Genomic DNA, 20,959 nt, shown 5'->3' with positions numbered 1-20,959 from the left:
CTAAAACGTTTTTATTGTGTTTCGGATTTTATTTCATTAGAAATATAAAAACTTTATGACATCCAGTTAATATTTCTTTCAAATTGTTAATTGAATGGTTTCTAAATTGGTGAAATTATTAATTGGCAGTTCAAGTGGAATTGCTTAATTAAATTTTTGTTAAGGATATTATTATGAAAAAATTAATTGTAATGGCGTTATCAATGGCTTTCTTTTCTTTTGGTTCGGCTCAAGCTGGTGAGATCGCGGACTTTGTCTCAAAGCTAACTTCTAGCCCTTCTCCTACTTACTCTTGCAACCACCCAAAGAGTGAAACTCCTTGCGAACTGGAGTAATTTGGCATTCGTAATTTGATGCTAATTTTTTTCTAAGTATTAAAGGTTCCTGTTATTGAGGAACCTTTTAAAAAATTTTTCATGGCTTTTTATTCGTTTTTATTTTTAACCGCTGTTAAAAATCTTGTGTAGATAATAAGAAGCTATTTTTAGCCTGCAACTTTAGTCCTGCTTGAAGAAATATTCTGTGCATTTTTTTATAAATTCCCTATAGTTAAAATATTGTTAACATGTTGTGACTTAATAGTAGTTTTAGCTATGAGTATTTTTTCAAGAAATAAAGACAATCTTCCTGATTTCTTAAAAAAACTTACCGCATATGAGGTGACTTTATCCGATCGTGTTGAATCTGATAATCCGGTTTCCAAACCTGTATATGATTATTTGAATATGGTTCGGGAGTTAGTCATCACTGCGCGCAGTGGTAGTTTTCGAATTGCTACTGTTATGGCACAAATGCAGAATTTGGTTAATACCACAGGCTCAATGGCTGATTCTCAGCTGGCATTGTCTGAAGAGTTGAAGCGTGATGGTGATTCTGTTGCAAATGAATCCGCGTCTGTTTCAGACAATGCCAGGCAAATCGCTCAGGTTTCTACCACTAATTTGGATACCGCAGAGAAGTCGTTGAAGGAAATCTCGTTAGTCAGGGAAAAAATGGAGAGCATGTCGAAGCAAATGGTGTCATTTGCTGAACAGGTGGAGCAACTCTACAATCGTGCTCAGTCTATCGAAAAAATTGGTCAGTTGATTACCGATATATCCCAACAAACCAATTTGCTGGCGCTTAATGCTGCGATTGAGGCTGCTCGTGCTGGTGAAGCGGGGCGAGGCTTTGCAGTTGTTGCCGATGAGGTGCGTAATCTGGCTGAACGAGTCAGTTCTGCTACTGGTGAGATTGCGGGTCATACATCGGAAATGATCTCTTTGGTTGATAAAACGCGTTCACAAAACAAAGTGATCGTTGCAGATACTAATCAAACGGCAAGTTCCTTATCTTCTACGGCAGACAACTTTACTCACTTCGTGCAGGATTTCAGAGATCTTAATGTTCGAGTCGAACAAATTGCGTCGGCTATCGTGCATGTGAGCGATACGAACCAGAACATGCAACACAAAATCGATTCGATTTCTTCAATGAGTAAAGATGTGAAGAGGTCTATGGCCCAGGCATCTGATTTTTCCACTGAATTAAGAGCAAGAACAGAAGTGTTGCAAGGTGAGTTAGCTCATTTTAGAACGGGTAAAACGGTGTTTGATGATCTTTCTGATGCCACTAAACGGCTAAGGGATCGTACCAGAGATATATTGATGGAAGCATACAAGAAGCAAGGATTGAATGTGTTTGATCAGAAGTATCAGTATATTCCCAATAGCAATCCTGAGCGCTTTACCACGTCTTACGACAACTACGTTGAGCGAGCATTAACGGAAATTTACGATTCTACCGTGAAAGAGCTTGATGGCTGTGTTTACGCCTTGGCCGTTGATAACAAAGGCTATGCACCGGCTCACAATTCCAAGTTCTCCAAAAAACCATCGGGTAATCCTGATATTGATATTGCTTCATGCCGCCATAAACGGATTTTCTCAGATCCGGTTGGTATCAAGTTGGCTAAAAATACTGAGCCATTTTTGTTTCAGTCCTATATTCGTGATACAGGCGAAGTGATCAACGATTTATCGATCCCTATTTTTATTGACGGTAAACACTGGGGAGCCGTGCGCGTCGGAATTGATTCCAGAAAATTGAGCGCCTAAACCTATATTAAAGGCTTTACCACAGCCAAAATGACAATGGCTAACAAGAGCAATACCGGAGACTCGTTCAGTATGCGATAAAAACGTGCTGAGCGGGTGTTTTCATCTGCTGCGAACTGTTTCATCAGCTTGTATAAATAGAAGTAATACCCGTAAACGCCTGCCACCAGGGTTAACTTAACATGTAACCAGGGCGACGCTTTTAGCCAGTCGCTACCATATTGGTAAATCATAGCCACACCGGTAATCGCGGTGAGAATGGCAAAGGGCAATACGAACCACCACAAGCGACGTTCCATGATTTTAAACTGCTCTTTAACGGCAAGGTTTGTTGCGTCGGCGTGATATACAAATAAACGCGGTAAATAGAAAATACCGGCAAACCAGGCGATAACAAAAAAGATATGAATGGCTTTAAGCCACAGAATAGACATTGGCTTTACTCTTGATTTAAAGACTTGTTAAAAATCTTGCTTATACAGGTAGTTACGTACACTGTCCCAAGTGATTACACCGATAATATTGCTGCTATGATTACGATAAATGTATACCGCACCTTCACGTGCTTTTTGCAGTAATTCATACACCTCAGCAAGGGTTGCTTCGGATGGTACACCTTGCATGGTGAAGAAAGCCAGCGGAGCATCATCATGAGGATTGAGACTGATGTCATATTGTACTAATTCAAAGCTCACGTCGATTTCATACTGTGATTTCTTTACCACAGGATGCGTTGGCGCGGTGTCCAGAAAATCGAGAATGGCTCTGTTGGAGACGTCATCGCTAAACAGCTTATATTCTTTGTCTATAAGGGCCATCACCCCGACTTTTTGCAGGGTGTCCCGAATAGACGATGTGGTGTAGGACAGTTTCTGATAATCCAATTGGCGGATAAAAATAGAACGGTTACCAAATAATTGGTTGGCTGTGACAAACGACGACACAATAACCAGCATGGCAGGCATGATCACACTTGGATCATGAGATAACTCCATCACAAATGAAAGTGCTGCCAGTGGAGCGTGAAGCACCGAAGTCATAAACGCCGCCATGCCTAAAAGGGCAAAACTGGCCGTCAGATCTTGTTGTCCATGAGCTACCAACTGTAATGGCAGTAACATGATGACGCCAGCTAACACCCCAATACCAACCACTGGCCCGATAATACCACCCGGAATACCCAGCCCAATGGCGACCATGGTTAAAAAGACCTTGGCGATTAATACCAATAACAGAAGGTTTAAATCATCTGGCGATTGTACGACCAAATTAACCGCACTTAAGCCTGTGCCCATCGCATCCGGAGCCAGCAATCCAACAGCCCCCGTGATAACCCCTGCCAGTAACAGTCGATTGATCATGCTCATAGGGCGAAACCATTTAATGATGCGCATGAGTTGTTCATTAAAGAAGGTTGCGCTTGCGCCAAAGAACATGCCGAAGGGTATCAGGTAAGCGAGCAACCAACCGTCCATATGAATGACGGTTAAAAAGTCCAGTTCATGGCTATGACCAAATACCACTTGCGTCAGAATTGAGCCACAAGCGGCAGCCAGCATGACGGGAATAAACATGTGAATGCGGTATTCCCGAAGCACGACCTCCATAACAAATATGACTGCGGCAAAGGGCGTGTTAAAGGACGCTGATATACCAGCCGCAATGCCACACCCTGCCAGAATTCGAACGGCGTTATAGGGCAGTCTTAACCAGGTTCCAAGAAAACTGCTACCCGCAGCCCCCAAATGAACAGAAGGGCCTTCTCGTCCTACGGAAAAACCACTTGCGAGAGCGATCATGCCGCCAAAAAACTGGTTTAACGTGGTTCGGATGGGGATGGTGCCATAGTGTTGTTTGACTCTATGGATCACAAATGGAATACCCATTCGATAATGTTTAAAGCCGGTAATAAAGGCGAAAATAATAATAAACAGAGCCCCTGCTATGGGCAGTAAAAAGCGATATACGGGATCCAGAGAGGCAAAGTCACCTACACCGCTCAGGTATTGCAGCTGTATTGATTCATAGCCCAGGCGAAACAGGATGATGAGGGATGCTGAACAAATTCCCGCGATGATGCCTAAAATACAAAGTTGTACCGTGGTTCTGGGTTTGGCGAGTTCTTCTTGTAAAGCTGTTGTCAGCATCGAAGTAGCATTGTTTTATTTTTTTATTACTTTACCGATAGTTGGGGGGCGATGTCTAATTGTTGATAAGTCTTTAGACCAGTTTATTCAGGTTAAATCAGATAGCTGGAGGATATGTGACAAATTGTCTTTATGGATTTCCTCAATATATTGGCTTTGCTATAATTCAACGCTTTAATTTCAATTAGTTATCTTCGAGCGAGAGTGCAGGCATGGTAGGTTTTAAGGACCTTGCTTTCGCATAATTGTTAGTAAAGCTAATCGGGTCGGTGTTGTTTCGATAGAGCCTGAATGGAGACTTATGGAAACCAAGAAAAACTGGACATTAAAAAGCATTGCTCAGAAGCTTAATGTCTCAAGTGCTACGGTGTCGAATGCCTTTAATCGCCCAGATCAATTGTCTAAAAAGCGCCGCAATGAAATTTTGGCTGCCTGCGCTGAGTTAGGCTATTTTGGCCCGAACAAAGCTGCGCAATCCCTACGTAAAGGCAAGTCTAACATTGTCGCTTTGGTGTTATCCGATAACCTTGAATACATGATCACCGATCCTGTTGCCAGTACGGTTATTACCGGGGTCTCCAGTATTACAGAAAAGCACGGTATTCATTTACTGCTGTTTGCTGGTAGCTCAGACTCTATCAATTCTGTTGTGGATTTCGTTGATGGATTTATCTGTATTGGCGCACCTACCAACCCTCAGATAATCAAAGAACTTAATGCCACCGACAAGAAAGTGGTCACAATGGATTTCGCTATTGAAGGCTGCGCTTCGGTGATGATCGACAATCAGCAGGCAGCTTATGAAATTGCCAAACGAGCTATTAATTCTGCTAATGATCGCATTGCTATTCTGGGATTACGTTTGTTGGACATTGAGCAGACTTGCCGCGTTTACAATCTCGATGATGTTTTGGATTACACCGTTGCCAGTCATCGCTTAAAAGGCTATTTGCAGGCGGCAACGGAATCCGGCGTTGAAATTGCGCATGACCGTATCTGGAATATTCCCGAGAGTACGCAAAATACGGCCGTTATAGCTGCTCGAGAAGCACTATCGTCGAATCCTCAACCTAATGTTCTGCTATGCATGAGTGATCGCATTGCGTTGGCTGCACTGAATGAAGCTAATCGTCTCGGATTACGAGTGCCAGAAGATCTCCGCATTGTTGGCTTTGACGGCATTGAAGAATCACGCAACTGCAGCCCGAGTTTAACTACTGTGTGTCAACATAGCGAAGAAAAAGGGCGCTTAATCGCAGAGTTTTTTGTTAATGACACGCAGGAAGGACAAGTGACGCCTTATACCATTCAGGAAGGTGGAAGTTGTTAATAACATTTCTGAATTGATTCAAGAAGTCCACAGCGGCAATCATATTGCTTTCGCAGCGGGTCTACTCACCATTTTTTATGAGTGACCCGCAGCTATGTGCCATTATTTAAAATGTATATCGAATCGTGGCGCTGGTTGTACGACCGTTGATAGAACGCATGCGCAGGTAATTCGTCATGTTTTCTGCGATGGCGCCTTCCTCAGATTCGGTAATCCCCATTTTGTCGAACAGGTTGTTCACGGCTAAAGATACTGTCAGGCTCTTGGTGATGAAGTATTCGCCAAACAACCCAACTGTGGTGTAACCGGGCATAACCAGCAAGTTGTCATCCTGTGCATAGGAATCTGTTGTTCCAACCAGATTTAGTCCCAAGGCAAAATCGTCTGCGTTGTAGGTTGAAGAGAATGAATACATCCACTCAGCCTGGCGACGAGGTTGATTGCCCACCAATGATGGGTCTGTTTCATTTGCTGAGATCTCTGCATCGGTATAAGTGAATCCGCCTTTTACGGTCAGGTTATCCAGATTGTAGGTTCCTTCAAACTCAATACCTTGTGCATCGTAATGGCGTAGTTTGGCGTTGAAGTCTTCCCATGAATTCGAGAGCAATTCTTCAGTCTTGGCATCGAATAAAGTGACGGCAAAGTTGTATTTGCGCTCGCCGTACCTCAAGCCCAGTTCTGCTTGTTTCACCGGGTTGATGATATCGCCGTCGCGAGCAGAACCGTCTGGTGCAATCTTGCCAAATAACAAGCGACCTGAGTTAGCGCGTGAACCTTTACTGTATCTGGCGAACATGGCCCATTTGTCATCGAATTGATAGTTACCCCCCAAGGAATAGGAGAAGTAATCGTAGTCAAAGTCGACACGGCCTTTGTTAGCAAAATCAAAAATGGCTACCTGATTTTCAATTGCCTGAATTGTGCCGTCACCGTTAGCATCGTAGTTATTGGCAACCATATTGCTAATTTCATAACCACTGGTATTACCATCGTCATAACGAATACTGGCATCAATATTCCAGCCATCAAAGTCAGCGCCTAATGTCATGTAGTAGGCGTCAATTTTGGTATTGATGTCATAAACGCGAGTACAGCAGTTACCCCAAAACGGAACGCCATAAGCATAAGTGCCGTTTTCTGTAAGCTTTACACCGTTATTGTAGATATCGACGAAGGCTGATTTGCCGTCACCTACCACATCTTGCAGTAAGCTGCTCCAGGTCCAAACGGTGTTTTCATCCTGGCTGGAATGATAGTAACCGGCGCTGAAATGCACATCTGCACCGTTCCACTGGAATTCCTTGCTGACTTTTAAGTCGTTCATCAAGTTATCCAGACTTTCCAGATCGGTATTGAAGGTATGAGTACGCATTAGCAGGCCATTACCATTGGCATTAGCCGGAACGGCTTGCCCGGTATTGGGGCCGGTGGCATACATTGCGGTTAAGTTCGCTCCCTCCGGAAGCGCAGCTCCGAAATCTCCACCAAGTAAGTAGGCTGCCGTGGAATTGACGAGTTCGTCAGCTGTACCCACTTGAGCAGGGAAAAGGGAGCGGAATGAGCCTGAAATATTTGCCACTTTAAAGCGGTTCGTCACATTCCAGTCATTACTGAAATCATAAGACAGTTCGACACCGAACTGTTTTACTACCGGGTGCATGCCATCCTGAGCATCTTCATTCACCGCCTGATTAGCCTGATTCAATACGGAATAATGGCGAACATGTTCACTGTGAACCGTGTCTTGCGTAGCATCAAAGTTAGCGATGGAGGAATAAGAAGGATTGCTGTTCGTACCCGATACCGCGATAGGCATAGGTAAAATGCCGACGGCTCTGTCATTCAGGTATTTGCCGTAAACACGAATGTAGCCGTTTTCGAATTCTTTGGTCAGATTGGCTTTGATTTGTCCGCCTTCCTGACCGTCGTAGCCGATTTCACGAGTACCTTCACCGACGCGATAAAATCCGCCAATATGAAAATACATGTCATTACTGATTTCGCCGCCGTAATCGGCATCAATGCGAGTGCTGTCGTAAGACAATCCTGAAGTTAACGCGATAGAGCCGCCCGCTTCCATTCCGGTTTTACTGATGAAGTTGATAACACCACCGGGAGAGTTGCTGGCAAGCGTTGAGGCTGAGCCGCCTCGAATGGCTTCAATATAAGCGACATTATTATCGGCTCGTAAGAAGATATCAGCGTTACCAAAGGCAATGTCACCAAACTCCAGTACAGGTAAACCGTCTTCCCAAATTTGCAGGAATTTGGCGCCACCGCTGGAAATGGGTAAACCGCGAACAGCAATGTTGGCATTACCTTCACCGCCAGAGCTTTCGGAACGAATACCGGGAATGGAACGGAAAATTTCAGCTGTTGTACGAGCGACCTTGGCAACAGGGCTTTCAATTGACACGCTGCTGACAGAAACACTGGATTCTTGTACCGACTGGCTACGAGCCGCAGCGGTAACAACAATGCGCTCAACATCCGGATTTTGGGTTTTAGTGTTTTCTTGCGCCAAGGCGGAAGTGCCAAGTAGTGAGCTTACCGCAAAAGCAAGCGCGGAATATCTTAATCTGTTATCCATCATGACCTTCTTATTCTTACTGCTTATGTAATCAAAGTGTTAACAAAAGCTTGCTGGTCATGAGGGCGATAATCAGCCTGTAAAGACTTCGTTTTAGACCGCAAACTTAAACAATTAAGTTTTAAGCTAGCATAGTGAAAATATGTATTCAATGCTTAATTGTTCTAATTTATAGAGCTTTGTTAAAATAATGTTGATCTGGAATATTGAATTCATTTTTTCTATTGACTAATTAACTTAAATGATTAAGTTTATAGTGAGTTTGTTAACAGTTTGTATGGTTATCATTGGTTTCGGGATCTTATTCGACGACTCTTATGCGACTACAAAGTAGTGTTAAGTGCGGATTTGTACTGCAAAAAGTAATGAGAAAACTGCCGGAACCAGTGAGAAAAGTATTTTAACCTGTATTTGAGAGAAAGAACGGTATTCATGAGCCCATTTTCCAAACCGCCTAAAATATACTCTGAAGCATATCGCCCACAGTTGCGTTTCTCTCCTGCGATTAACTGGATGAATGATCCCAATGGCATGGTGTATTACGGCGGGGTTTATCATTTGTTCTTCCAGTACAACCCCTCCGACAAGGTATGGGGCAACATGAATTGGGGTCATGCCGTGAGTGAAGACTTAATTCACTGGCAAGAAAAAGACATCGCGATTGCTTCGCAACCCGACGGACTTGGTTACATATTCTCAGGTTGTGCCGTGGTTGATTGGCACAATACCAGCGGTCTGCAACAAGGCGGTGAGCATCCTCCACTGATTGCCATTTTCACTCATAACTCTCGCTACAATCATCAGGTTCAGAGCATTGCCTACAGTCTGGATGCAGGAGAAACCTGGCACGACTATGCGCATAATCCGGTGATCGCTAACGACGATCATGTGGATTTTCGTGACCCCAAAGTGTTTTGGCATGATGCGAGTGGTCAATGGATCATGAGCCTGGCTGTTGGCGCTCGTATCTTTTTCTACGGCTCTCCCAATCTTCTAAATTGGACATGGTTAAGTGAATTTGGACAAGGTCAGGGATCGCATGCCGGAGTTTGGGAGTGTCCCGATTTATTTGTTTTGCCTGTAATGAAAAATGGCACCAATACCGGGCAACGCAAGTGGATACTCATTGTTAGCCTGAATAAAGGCGACCCCAGCATGGGCGGCTCCGTCACGCAGTATTTTGTTGGTGACTTTGACGGTGTTCAGTTTAAACCGGAGCATCAAGATGTCCGTTGGCTCGACTTTGGCGCCGACAATTACGCCGGAGTCACCTGGTCGGATACGCCTGACGATAGGAGCATCTTACTGGGCTGGATGAATAACTGGATGTACGGCGTTGAGCAACCTACGATGCCATGGAAAGGCGCAATGACCTTGCCGCGTACTTTGTCGTTGCAAGAGACGCAATCCGGATTGCGTTTAGCCATGCGAGTGGTTGATGAGCTCAAGCAAATTAGCCAACCTTGCTCTTTATCTGCATCAAATCCCGAACATAGCGATGGCTACGAGATTCCTGAGCTATGCGATATTCGCTTTACGCTGAATGAAGTGAATAAACAGGCGGGCAAGTTAACCTTGTTGTTCAGCAATGAAGAAGGCGAGCAGGTTTCAGTGACGATTTGCACTGAGTCAAACAGTGTGGTTTTGGATCGCAGTCAGGCGAGCCACCAGCTCTCTAATGCAGCGTTTAAAAAGCCATTACATGCCCCTTTGTTTGATTTGGCAGATGGTTCAGCTGCGCGAGAATTGGATGTGCGCATTATCAAAGATCGCGCCTCACTGGAAATTTTTATCAATGGGGGGACGACATGCCTAACGAGCACTTGTTTTACCCGGTCTCCATTGTGTAGATTTAGCGTCGAACAGCCTCAGCAGCGACCGGGCTTAACCTTATCTTCACTAAACATTGCTCAACTACAGAGTATTTGGGCGAAATCGTAAGCTAACTTATTTAACGCGGTGGCTGTAATGGTAGATTCCAAAAAGCGAGATTACTGGGTACTGAGTTCTTTCATGTTCACCCTGTTTATTTGCTATTCCTTCGTGTATTCCATGTACGCAATCTGGTTAAGTCAGGCGGTGAAACTGTCGGGTACACAGGTTGGGATCATCTTCTCCATGAACGCCGCTTCCGCCATGTTTATCCAGCCCATGCTGGGTTACATTCAAGACAAGATAAAAGAAAAACAATATCTGCTGTGGCTTAACATCTTCGTGCTAATGACCGTTGGGGCGGTGTTTGTGTATGTTTTAAAACCTGCTTTGCTGTACAACTTTTATCTTGGCGCAGTGGTTGGTGCTTTGTATATGTCATTTGTGTTTCTAGCCATCGCGGGTGCGGTTGAAACTTACATTGAGCGTATTTTACGCTTGAACAACATGGAATTTGGTTCGGTAAGAACCTGGGGATCGCTAGGGTGGGCGGTGTCTGCTTTTTTCTCGGGTCAGTTGATCAATATCGACCCTGAACTGAATTTCTGGCTGTCCTCTGTGTTGGCGATAGTGCCTATGTCGATTCTTTGGTTTGTGAAAATCGAAGTGCCCAGCAATGTGCAAGCGCATTTCAATCAAAGCAAAAAGGTTACGCTGGCTGATGTGGCAAACCTGTTCAAATTGAAAGATTTCTATTACCTCATGCTGTACGTTTTCGGTGTGAGTTCTATTTATATTACTTATGATCAGCAATTTCCTGTGTACTTTTCGTCTATGTTCCCGACGGTGGAAGAGGGTAATTCCATGTATGGTTATCTGAATTCGGCTCAGGTCTTTCTGGAGGCGATTTTCTTCTTTCTGGCTCCCTGGATTGTGAACCGTACTGGCGCTAAAAATGGTTTGATTCTGGCTGGCAGTATTATGGTATTGCGTATTTATGGGTCGTCGCTGGTGGAATCTTTGTACCTGATCTCGGCGATTAAGATACTCCATGCCATTGAACTGCCCATTTTGATGGTGTCGATGTTTAAGTATCTTAATCACAACTTTGATGATCGTTTGTCTTCAACCTTGTATCTGGTGGGATTTTCACTGATTACTCAAATTGGCACCATTGTGCTGTCACCCATTGCTGGCGCTATGTATGACGCCATTGGCTTCCAGCAAAGTTATGTGATTATGGCGAGTGTATCGGCGGTATTCCTGTTGCTGTCTATGAAGTTACTGATTGGCAAGAAGCAGGAATTACAGCGCGCTATGCAGTTTGGCTAAAAGCTATCTGGCAATGATTCAAAATGTCGTAGCTATTCAGGATGCTAGTGAGTGCTTACCTTGTTCCCGAAGATATTTGATGAGCACTCTATAGAGCAAATTCATATCAACGGGCTTGGGAATGAAATCATCAAAGCCAGTCTCATAGTAACGTTTTACATCTTCCTGCATAACATTGGCGGTAAGGGCTATGATTGGAATGTCAGGATATAGCACCTTAATTCGTTCACAGGCTTCTTCCCCACCCATAATCGGCATTTGAATATCAAGGAAAATAAGGTCGGGTTTGTTTTGGGATACCAGCTTTATGGCATCCTGACCATTCGCTACCAGCCTAAGGTCGGCATGAGTTGGCCCCATCATGGATTCAAACACTACCTGATTAATCTCGTTGTCTTCCGCCAACAGGATTTTCGTTCCTTTTAAGGAAGGTGGTTCAACTTCTTCTTTTGCATTCATTTCGGCGATAGAGTGAGAGATACTGGTTTGCTCAAGTGGAAGGAAAACTTCTATTGTTGTACCTACATTGGCGGTACTGATAACTTCAATTCGGCCTTGCATCATATCAACCAGGCTTTTGGTGATTGCCATGCCTAATCCGGTTCCGCCAAATTCTCTTGTGGTTGACTTGTCTGCTTGCTCAAAACGGTCAAACAATCGAAGAATGGCTTCTTCAGACATGCCAACACCTGTATCGGCTACCTTGATATAGAGGCATGGCACACTGTCATCAATGGTGTTACCTATGGTGATTTCAACATTGCCTCGTTTGGTAAATTTCACTGCATTGGAGACGAGATTGAGCAAAATTTGATGAATTCTTGTGGGGTCACCAACCCAGCCATCTTTGAAACCTTCAGCAAAGTTCAGCTCTAACTTAATGCCTTTGCGCGTAGCTTTGTTGTCCAAATCGGAAATAACCAGATGAGCAATTTCACTAATCTCAAATTGAATGTTTTCAAGTGACAGCATGTTGGCTTCAATTTTTGCGAAATCAAGAATGTCGTTGATGATGGTAGATAACGACCGTGCAGAGAGTAACGCTTTGGATATCAGTGTTTGGTTTGCTGAGGTTTGGGGGGATTTGCTCAGGATTTGCAGCGTGCCGAAAATACCGTTTATTGGTGTGCGGATCTCATGGCTCATGTTCGACAGGAAGATATCTTTCATACTATTGGCTTTTTGCGCTTGGCGTACCGCTTCCAGTCTCGCTTGATAAGCAGTAGATAAATCCAGGTTCACCATGATAACTAAAAATATAACGGCAATGAGTAATATCAGGGCAATGGCTGAGTAGGCGTAGATGTCAGAGTTTTTGGCGTCAACTAACGTGTTTATATGTTCAGCCAATAGTTTCCCATAATAATGTTCGGCACTGTCTAAAATAGCTGACTTTTGTTGCAATAATTCCAGTGTCGGTGGCAGTGAAAATTCCCAGATAAAATTATTTAAATACTGTAATCCGCCAATGGCGGGAATATCATCGACTTTCACCGTGCGATCGATAGTGACTACGGTTGCGTTTTGGTTATGCATTTGGGTAACCAAAGGTATTTTTTCAGCATATTCTTCCAGCACTGCTCGGATTGCTTTTAAATGCATATGGTAGTGTTCATCCGCGTACTGAGCTTTTTCCAGCTTGCCAAGAATAGTTAAGGTTTCCTTGTAATACGCTTGAAAGGTTTGAACGTATTTTTCATCGCCGCGCAATATATAATTCTTAAATTGGTGAATCAGGCCATTGTAGCCAATGTAAGTTTGCAACCTGGAAATGAGTAAGGCGTTGGAGCGCTTGGAATGAGTAAGCTGTAGTTGATGCACTTTCTGCATCGTGCTGTTGGCTAACAAGTCATCCAGATAAGCTGTTTGTTGCGGCGTGGCGACAGTATAAAGGTTATCAATGATCAACTGCTCGTACTCAATATCCTTTTGAATAATAGATTTCAGTTCTTGTAATTCTTCATCAATCGGTGTGCGGTTGGGGGACGTGGGGGAAGCCTGTTTTCTGAACTGTTCAGCATTTAACACGGTATAGGTCATGTCATTAAGTAAATTCAGTTTAAACACCTGGACAAGCTGGCTTTGTATCAACTCAATATTGCCATAAGGCTGCAAGCTAGTGTTATGTGCGATTTCATTCAAAATCTGGCTGGTGATGGTACTGTATTGGCGCACAATGTCAGGCCAGGAGGCGCCAATAAGCACGCTTTGTCTTAGCTCTAATAGCTGGTTGTAGTATTTATTATTGAAAGCTTCAGGTTTGGCTCCTTTTTTTAATTTGGCAATTAATTCAATCCAGTTTTGTAGCTGCTGATTAGTATTTTCCTGCATTTCTTTTAATGAACTTTGCTTTAAATTGCTATGGAGTTTCAGGCTGGATGCTTGCAGCTCTTTGCTAAGTGTATTCAGAAGTTTCTGAGTGCTGTCATTCACCTGAATTAATACATCGGTATGGGTGAGTGCTTGTATGTCTCGTCGTTTCAGGTCGATGGAATAAAGTAATAGCCCTATCGCAATCAGAAGAGGCAAGCCGGAAGCAAAGTAGATTTTTCGTTGAATGCTATCGCTGTTGATAATAGTTTCACTACTTTTGCTCTTGAGTAGTAAAACCAGTATTGGTGTTATAGAAATGGAGAGAACAATTGCGTCCAGATACGAAGCGGGTAGTTCTGGAAAAGCCGCTTCTAATAAGGGAAGAAAATGCATAATCAGCAGTTCGATGATGCTGATTACTGCCATCAGAAATACCAGTAAAGCAATGGCGCTGACGATTTTGAATGAATTGATTTTGCCCATTACGATTCCGTAAGCTGTTGAATATGGATACTTGAGTAGCGTACTTCTTGGCTAGACTATTTAACCTCGGCTGCGCATAAGAAAGCTGAGGGTATTTATGAATATAGCTCTGAATGAGTAGAAAATCAGCTCTTGATCATGTTTCAAGCCAGAACATTTTTTAGCGAGATAGATTCTGCAATTTCAGGAAATAATTCAAATAGCATAGCCAAACGTCTATGCCTTTGAGATACTTGCGCACTCTGTGAATACCCATGAGTAAAGGTTGGCTTTGACGTCTTTAAAACAACGCTTTGGTACATTTTGGTTTTATGTGTTGCTGGCTTTAGCCATGACCGCCAGCTTCGGCGCAGGCTTTTATTTGAAAGGCTGGAAAATCGACACTCAAAGCGAACGCCTAGCCATGTTGGAACACTCTCTGGGAAATCTAAAATCAGAAAATGAAGACCTGGTTAAACGCCTTAATATTCTTGGTATTGAACTGGAAGTTTCTCGCTTGGCTAATGAAAAAAGCCAGCAGACGATTCAGGAGGAGATCGAGGCTCAGATCGAGTTGCGTCGAGAGTTGTCTTTCTATCAGAAAGTCATGGCTCCAGAGCTGGATCAGGAAGGCTTTGTTATTGATTCGTTTGAAGTAACAGAAACCAATAGCGAGAATTACTTCCGCTATGCGTTGATACTAATGCAACACGACAAACGCCGCGACAAGGTGAAAGGTAATGTTACTGTAACCTTGATTGGCAGCCAAAACGGCAAACCTGCAAAGCATGAACTTACCAGCCTAATTCCCGAAAGCAGTGAATTTCTGGTGTTTAATTTTCGCTACTTTGAAGTGTTGAAAGGTGAGTTTCGCTTACCGCCGGGCTTTTTACCTGAACGAGTACAGGTTGAGTCGGTATTAAGTGAGGCGAAATGGGGGAAACGAAATCTGGAACGTACCTTCGCCTGGCAGCCTCATCCTGAAAATACCGCGGTTGACAATACTTGATTAAAATACTCAGGTATTACATAATTCGCCCGATTCATTCTGATATAACCCCTGTGAGGACTGGACTCAATGTCTGCTAACCCTGAATTTCCAATCGAGTTTTCTGATTCTGCTGCAGCTAAAGTAAAAACTCTGGTTGAGGAAGAAGAAAATCCGAATTTGAAGCTACGTGTATTCGTTACAGGTGGTGGTTGTTCAGGTTTTCAATATGGGTTTACCTTCGATGAAAAAGTGAATGACGGTGATACTGTTATTAATAAGCAAAATGTTGCCCTGGTTGTGGATCCCATGAGCTTGCAATATTTGGTCGGCGGTGTTGTTGATTATTCTGAAGGCTTGCATGGAGCTCGCTTTGTAGTGGAAAACCCGAACGCGACAACTACATGTGGTTGCGGCTCTTCTTTTAGTATTTGATCTTACCTCTGTTTGTACACTTCTCGTTTGCTGTATTAACTTCAAAAGGCTTTCTTGGCCCGAGTTCGATTTATTAACAATATTTGCGAATTGAAACATATTCGTTTAATGAATTGACTATTTCCAACGGGCAATTCAATCGATTTCACAGTAAACTTACGCCTGCTAAATTTGCCTGTTTTTTATTCGCTATTTAGCTTAATCAAAGAATAAGCGATGAATGTACTCATCGTGGTCGTACTCCAATGTCTAATTAACGCTGTTTTCCTAACATTGTGAGGAGAATGGATACCGGATCCTGAGTGGAATATTAGAATGTCCCGATTGATGACAAAGTTACGTAGAGAGCCTCACTGGATTGCTCTGATCATATTTATTGTGCTGTGTGTTTGGGTTGCCAGTGGTGTGCTGGGCAAAGCTGAAGCTGTGCATCCTAAAGATGAGAAGCAAGTTCCCGAGTTACAAAAAGTGAAAGTGACGACCATGTACGCTGAAGAAGTGGATCGGGAAGTGCGTGTTTATGGGCGTACTGAACCGGATCGTACAGCGACGTTGCGTGCTGAGGTGAAAGGGCAGGTAATCAATATTCTGGTTCTGGAAGGCAAGCCAGTGCAACAAGGACAAGCCCTTGTGGAGCTGGATAAGAACGATCTGGAACAGCAATTAGATGCTGCAAAAGCCGCGTTGAAACAGGCTGAGATTGAATTGGTTGGTGCCAAATCCCTAAGTAAGCAAGGCTTGCAATCGGAAGTGGCGCAAGCGCAGGCAGAAGCTTCTGTTGCCAAGGCTCAGGCTCAAGTTACCGCTTTAGAATTGGCAATTCGTAACACAACCGTTCGAGCGCCTTTTGATGGCGTCATGAACAAGCATTACATGGAAGTGGGTGATTACTTAAGTGTGGGTGATCCGGTTGCTACGGTGGTGGATTTGGATCCTTTGGTGATTAAGGCCGATGTGACCGAGCGCAGTGTGCAGGAACTGGAATTAGGTTACGAAGCAATTGGTCGCCTGGTTTCTGGTAATCATTTGCATGGTCAGGTGCGTTATATTTCCAGCGTTTCCAATGAAGGCACGAATACCTTCAAGATTGAAGTTGCCGTTCCTAACCCTGATGCCAAATTGCGCGCAGGTATGAGCACGGAACTTTCTATTCCTCTACAAAAAACCTGGGCTGTAAAAATTACGCCATCGGTCATGTCTTTGGATGAAAGAGGAAATTTGGGCGTTAAAGTGGTTGAGCAGAACCGAGTTCATTTTGTGCCTATTAATATGGTGAAAAGTGATAGCACCGGTGTGTGGTTAACGGGCTTGGGAGAACAGGCTGATGTGATCACGCTGGGTCAGGCTTTTGTGCGTGAAGGTGATGAAGTTGAGGTCGTGAAAGAGATGACATTGTCACAGGCTCAGAGCGCTAGCGTTTCGGAAAATAACAACGGTATGGCGCAGGGGGTTAAATGAATAACCTGATTGCAGGTGCGATAGAACGCACCCGTACCATGTCGATGATTTTGGTGCTGTTATTAATTTCCGGCACCATGACTTACGTCAGCATTCCCAAGGAAGCGAACCCGGACATTACCATTCCGATTATTTACGTTTCTATTGTCCATGACGGTATTTCACCAGAAGACGCCGAGCGTATGCTGGTAAAGCCCATGGAGAATGAACTGCGCAGCATCGACGGTATTAAGGAAATGCGGGCAACAGCCGGAGAAGGACATGCCAACATCACGTTGGAGTTTTATGCTGGCAGCGATCCGAAAGAAGCACTGGCTGATGTGCGCGACAAAGTCACCGTTGCCAGAGCTGAACTGCCAACTGAAACCGAAGAGCCTACGATCCACGAAGTGACCATGGCGAATCAGCAGCCAGCGATTACGGTGGTTTTCTATGGCCCCGTAAGTGAGCGCGCACTACTAACACTCGCGCGTGATCTGAAAAGCGAACTGGAAGGCATGACCGAAGTGCTGGAAGTGACCGTGGGTGGTGATCGTGAAGACATGGTTGAGATTATTGTCGATCCCTTGTTGATGGAAAGCTACGGTCTGGATCAAACCGATATCTTCAATTTGCTGTCTCGCAATAATCGCTTGGTTCCTGCGGGAACACTCGACACAGGCAAAGGCGCTTTTGCGGTTAAAGTGCCGTCGGTGTTTGAGAATATCAAAGACATTATGGAACAACCGGTGAAGGTGGATGGCGATAAAGTCATTACCTTTCAGGATGTTGCGGTTGTGCGCAGAGCGTATAAAGATGCCGAAACCTATGCGCGTATGAATGGTGAAGCGTCGGTGTCGCTGGAAGTGAAAAAGCGTCCCGGTGAAAACATCATTGAAACCGTTGCCAAGGTAAAGGCACTGGTTGAAGCCGCGAAGCAGACTCCTGAGTGGCCTAATGCCGTGTTGGTGACTTATGCTGGCGACCAGACTAAAGACGTCAACATGATGCTGTCGGATCTGCAAAATAACGTTTCTACGGCGATTCTGTTAGTGACCGTCGTCATTGTCGCTATATTAGGTCTTCGTACCGCTACCCTTGTTGGCATTTCGATTCCCGGTTCCTTTTTAACCGGCATCCTGATTATTTCCCTGTTTGGTTATACCTTGAATACCGTTGTGTTGTTTTCTTTGATTATGGCGGTGGGAATGCTCGTTGACGGCGCCATTGTTGTCACTGAATTTGCCGATCGGCTTATGGGTGAAGGTGTATCCAGAAAACAAGCCTATATTAAAGCCGCACAGCATATGGCCTTGCCAATTACTGCTTCTACAGCAACCACGTTAGCCGCTTTTGCGCCGCTGATATTTTGGCCGGGCATGATGGGCGAGTTCATGAAGTATTTGCCATTTACCTTGATTGCTACGTTGTCGGCGTCGTTGGTGATGGCGTTGGTATTTGTGCCGACCATGGGCACATTGATTGGCAAGCAACGCTTTTTGACCCCTGAGCAAAAACAACAGGCGCTACTTGCTGAACAAGGCGATTTACATTTGCTGACGGGTTTCATTGGCAAATATGTTCGGATTTTGGAAAAAGCGATAGCGCATCCGTTTAAGGTGCTGATTGCTGCATTCCTGATAGCCATTATGTCGGTAGTTGCCTTTGGTATGTCGGGCTTGGGCGTGGAGTTCTTCCCGCATTTGAATGTGTCGGGTGTCAACGTCACCATTCGTTCTTATAGCGATATGTCGATTCTGGAAAAAGACGTGATCGTAAAAGAAGTCGAAGAGCGTTTGTATGATATGCCGGAAGTGGAAAAAATGTATTCCCGAACGGGTGGACAGGATCAGATCGGATACATCTATCTTAATCTGGTGGATTGGCAATTCCGACGACATTCTGACGAGGTGACGAAGGAAGTGGAGTCTCGCTTATACGGTATGCCGGGTTTGGATATTGAGGTTACACCTGAGCAAGGTGGGCCACAGCAAGGCAAGGATTTACAGATTGAACTTTCTTCGCGTTTTCCTGATTTGGTGCAGGAAGCGGCAAATATTATTCATGCGGCATTAGCGAAAAATGACAAGTTCACATCCATTAGCGATACCGCTTCCAAGCCGGGCATAGAATGGCGTTTGAAAGTGGATCGTAGCGATGCGGCAAGGTTTGGTGCCGACGCGACTTTGGTCGGAAACACGGTGCAGTTTGTTACTGGCGGCTTGAAGATTGGGGAATACCGCCCTGATGATGTCGATGACGAGCTGGACATTCGTGTACGTTTTCCCGAGGAAGATCGTTTTATTGGAAAGCTGGATGATTTACGTTTGAAGACGGCTCAAGGACTGGTTCCCATTGGCAATTTCGTTGAGCGTTCAGCGCAGCCCAAAACCGATGTTATCCGTCATATCGATAGTCGTCGTGTTATTCGTGTTGAAGCCAATATGGTTCCCGGTGAGCAGTTAACCAAAGAGCTGCCCGTGTTGCAGGAACTGCTACCCACCTTGGGCATTGATCCTCGCGTGAACATTACCATTCGTGGACAGAACGAACAGCAGCAGGAAAGTCAGGACTTTCTGGAGAATGCTTTCATGGTGGCCTTGTTCGTGATGGCCATTATTCTGGTGACTCAGTTCAACAGTTTTTATCAGGCATTTTTGGTGTTAAGTGCCGTGGTGTTTTCTACCGTTGGGGTTTTCTTGGGACTGATTCTTACGCAGCAACCTTTTGGTATTGTTATGACCGGGATTGGAGTGATTGCCTTGGCCGGAATAGTGGTGAACAACAACATTGTGTTGATTGACACCTACAACGTGCTGCGTAAAGAAGGCGTTCCAGAAGTTGATGCCATTATTCGTACGGGCGCTCAACGCATTCGCCCCGTATTGATGACGTCGGTAACGACGATTTTAGGGCTTTTGCCCATGGTGTTTGAGACCAATATCGACATTATTAATCGCACCATTGAAATTGGTGGGCCTTCTACCCAGTGGTGGTCGCAGTTATCTACTGCGGTCGCTGGTGGCTTGGCATTTGCCACAGTATTGACCTTAATTTTGACCCCTTGTATGTTGATGCTCAAAATTCGCTTCGACCGTTGGCGTAGACGCGGAAAAGCGGGTTCTTTGCAAAGCGAAGAAGCGGAAGCTCAGCAGTTTGATACACCATTAGTAGTAAACCGTACAAATTAATGCAAGACGTAGAGCCTGGAATAGAAGGCTCGGCATATCGTTAACTAACAACAGGAATGACAATGATCACCTTATATGGCTCGGTAACTTCTCCTTATGTAAGACGTTTGCGCATTTTGTTGGAAGATCATGATTATGAATTTTCCAACGTCCAGTTATTCAATCCAGAACATCGTAGTATGTTGAAGGAAAAGAATCCGACATTGAAAATCCCCATGCTACAAGATGGCGAAAAAGTGATTTTCGATTCCAGGGTTATTTTCCGCTACGTGACTGAAAAATTGGGGTTGCCAGCTATCAGCTGGGAACAGGAAAACTTGCTCACCCTGATTGACTCAGTTAACGACTCAATGGTGCAAATGTACATTTTGTCGAACTCTGGTATTGATACCAGTGAAGATCGTTTGTACTTCAATGTGCAACGTGAGCGAATGGGAGAAGTGTTCCAGACGTTGGAAAAAGAAGTTCAAAGCGGTTCGTTCAATCATTGGGATTACCCGGCGATTTGTTTGTACTGTATGCTGGATTGGTTCAATTTCCGCAAGTTATATGATTTCTCGGAGTATTCGGCAGTGAGCAAGTTCTATGCTGATAACAAAGAGCGCAGCATTGTAAAAGAGACTGTGCCGCACGATTAACAAGTCCTCTAAATAAGTGCGCATAACTGCAAGTCACCAACAGAAATTGAACGCAGACTCGCCGTAAATCAATCCCTTGCGGCTGAGGGGCTGCTCCCCTCTTTCTGTAGGTGACTGATTATTTG

14 protein-coding genes are annotated in these 20,959 nt (G+C 44.4%); 10 read left to right on the top strand and 4 right to left on the bottom strand.

What is annotated here, in order from left to right; translation table 11 throughout:
- Nucleotides 1–173: 173 nt before the first annotated feature.
- Together KIH87_RS16430 and KIH87_RS16425 are read left to right on the top strand one after the other, a co-directional pair.
- Complete coding sequence (locus tag KIH87_RS16430; protein WP_232358939.1) at nucleotides 174–335, top strand: hypothetical protein; 162 nt, start codon at nucleotides 174–176, stop codon at nucleotides 333–335.
- 258 nt (nucleotides 336–593) lie between these two features.
- The gene (locus KIH87_RS16425; RefSeq protein ID WP_232358938.1) at nucleotides 594–2,096 is read left to right on the top strand and encodes a methyl-accepting chemotaxis protein; all 1,503 of its coding nucleotides are present in this window, start codon (nucleotides 594–596) and stop codon (nucleotides 2,094–2,096) included.
- A gap of 2 nt (nucleotides 2,097–2,098) precedes the next feature.
- Here KIH87_RS16425 and KIH87_RS16420 read toward each other — a convergent pair whose 3' ends face one another.
- Both KIH87_RS16420 and KIH87_RS16415 read right to left on the bottom strand, forming a co-directional pair.
- Nucleotides 2,099–2,530, bottom strand: coding sequence for a CopD family protein (locus KIH87_RS16420; protein WP_232358937.1), 432 nt, complete (start codon nucleotides 2,528–2,530; stop codon nucleotides 2,099–2,101).
- 27 nt (nucleotides 2,531–2,557) lie between these two features.
- A complete protein-coding gene (locus tag KIH87_RS16415; protein WP_232358936.1) occupies nucleotides 2,558–4,243 on the bottom strand; it encodes a chloride channel protein in 1,686 nt (561 codons plus the stop codon).
- Between the two features lie 301 nt (nucleotides 4,244–4,544).
- On the opposite strand from KIH87_RS16415, the gene KIH87_RS16410 reads away from it, so the two are divergent.
- Complete coding sequence (locus KIH87_RS16410; RefSeq protein WP_232358935.1) at nucleotides 4,545–5,573, top strand: LacI family DNA-binding transcriptional regulator; 1,029 nt, start codon at nucleotides 4,545–4,547, stop codon at nucleotides 5,571–5,573.
- A 106-nt stretch (nucleotides 5,574–5,679) separates the two neighbouring features.
- Here KIH87_RS16410 and KIH87_RS16405 read toward each other — a convergent pair whose 3' ends face one another.
- Nucleotides 5,680–8,169, bottom strand: coding sequence for a TonB-dependent receptor domain-containing protein (locus tag KIH87_RS16405; RefSeq protein ID WP_232358934.1), 2,490 nt, complete (start codon nucleotides 8,167–8,169; stop codon nucleotides 5,680–5,682).
- Nucleotides 8,170–8,598: 429 nt separating this feature from the next.
- On the opposite strand from KIH87_RS16405, the gene KIH87_RS16400 reads away from it, so the two are divergent.
- Together KIH87_RS16400 and KIH87_RS16395 are read left to right on the top strand one after the other, a co-directional pair.
- A complete protein-coding gene (locus tag KIH87_RS16400) occupies nucleotides 8,599–10,107 on the top strand; it encodes a glycoside hydrolase family 32 protein (RefSeq protein WP_232358933.1) in 1,509 nt (502 codons plus the stop codon).
- Between the two features lie 27 nt (nucleotides 10,108–10,134).
- A complete protein-coding gene (locus KIH87_RS16395; RefSeq protein WP_232358932.1) occupies nucleotides 10,135–11,370 on the top strand; it encodes an oligosaccharide MFS transporter in 1,236 nt (411 codons plus the stop codon).
- A 36-nt stretch (nucleotides 11,371–11,406) separates the two neighbouring features.
- Here KIH87_RS16395 and KIH87_RS16390 read toward each other — a convergent pair whose 3' ends face one another.
- Complete coding sequence (locus KIH87_RS16390; RefSeq protein ID WP_232358931.1) at nucleotides 11,407–14,166, bottom strand: ATP-binding protein; 2,760 nt, start codon at nucleotides 14,164–14,166, stop codon at nucleotides 11,407–11,409.
- Between the two features lie 265 nt (nucleotides 14,167–14,431).
- On the opposite strand from KIH87_RS16390, the gene KIH87_RS16385 reads away from it, so the two are divergent.
- The 5 genes from KIH87_RS16385 (at nucleotide 14,432) to KIH87_RS16365 (ending at nucleotide 20,834) form a co-directional block, all read left to right on the top strand.
- The gene (locus tag KIH87_RS16385) at nucleotides 14,432–15,154 is read left to right on the top strand and encodes a DUF6776 family protein (protein ID WP_232358930.1); all 723 of its coding nucleotides are present in this window, start codon (nucleotides 14,432–14,434) and stop codon (nucleotides 15,152–15,154) included.
- Between the two features lie 69 nt (nucleotides 15,155–15,223).
- On the top strand, nucleotides 15,224–15,568 hold the full coding sequence (erpA, locus tag KIH87_RS16380) for an iron-sulfur cluster insertion protein ErpA (protein ID WP_232358929.1): 345 nt from the start codon (nucleotides 15,224–15,226) through the stop codon (nucleotides 15,566–15,568).
- A 327-nt stretch (nucleotides 15,569–15,895) separates the two neighbouring features.
- The gene (locus KIH87_RS16375; protein WP_232358928.1) at nucleotides 15,896–17,026 is read left to right on the top strand and encodes an efflux RND transporter periplasmic adaptor subunit; all 1,131 of its coding nucleotides are present in this window, start codon (nucleotides 15,896–15,898) and stop codon (nucleotides 17,024–17,026) included.
- A complete protein-coding gene (locus KIH87_RS16370; protein WP_232358927.1) occupies nucleotides 17,023–20,196 on the top strand; it encodes an efflux RND transporter permease subunit in 3,174 nt (1,057 codons plus the stop codon). Before KIH87_RS16375 ends, KIH87_RS16370 begins: the two co-directional genes overlap by 4 nt.
- 62 nt (nucleotides 20,197–20,258) lie before the next feature.
- Nucleotides 20,259–20,834: a glutathione S-transferase family protein gene (locus KIH87_RS16365; protein ID WP_232358926.1), complete on the top strand. Its 576-nt coding sequence runs from the start codon at nucleotides 20,259–20,261 to the stop codon at nucleotides 20,832–20,834.
- Nucleotides 20,835–20,959 lie beyond the last annotated feature (125 nt).

The organism is Paraneptunicella aestuarii (assembly GCF_019900845.1).
GTDB classification, from domain to species: domain Bacteria; phylum Pseudomonadota; class Gammaproteobacteria; order Enterobacterales; family Alteromonadaceae; genus Paraneptunicella; species Paraneptunicella aestuarii.
Note: the sequence above shows the minus strand (reverse complement) of the source record. Positions and strands in the feature narration are given on the sequence as shown.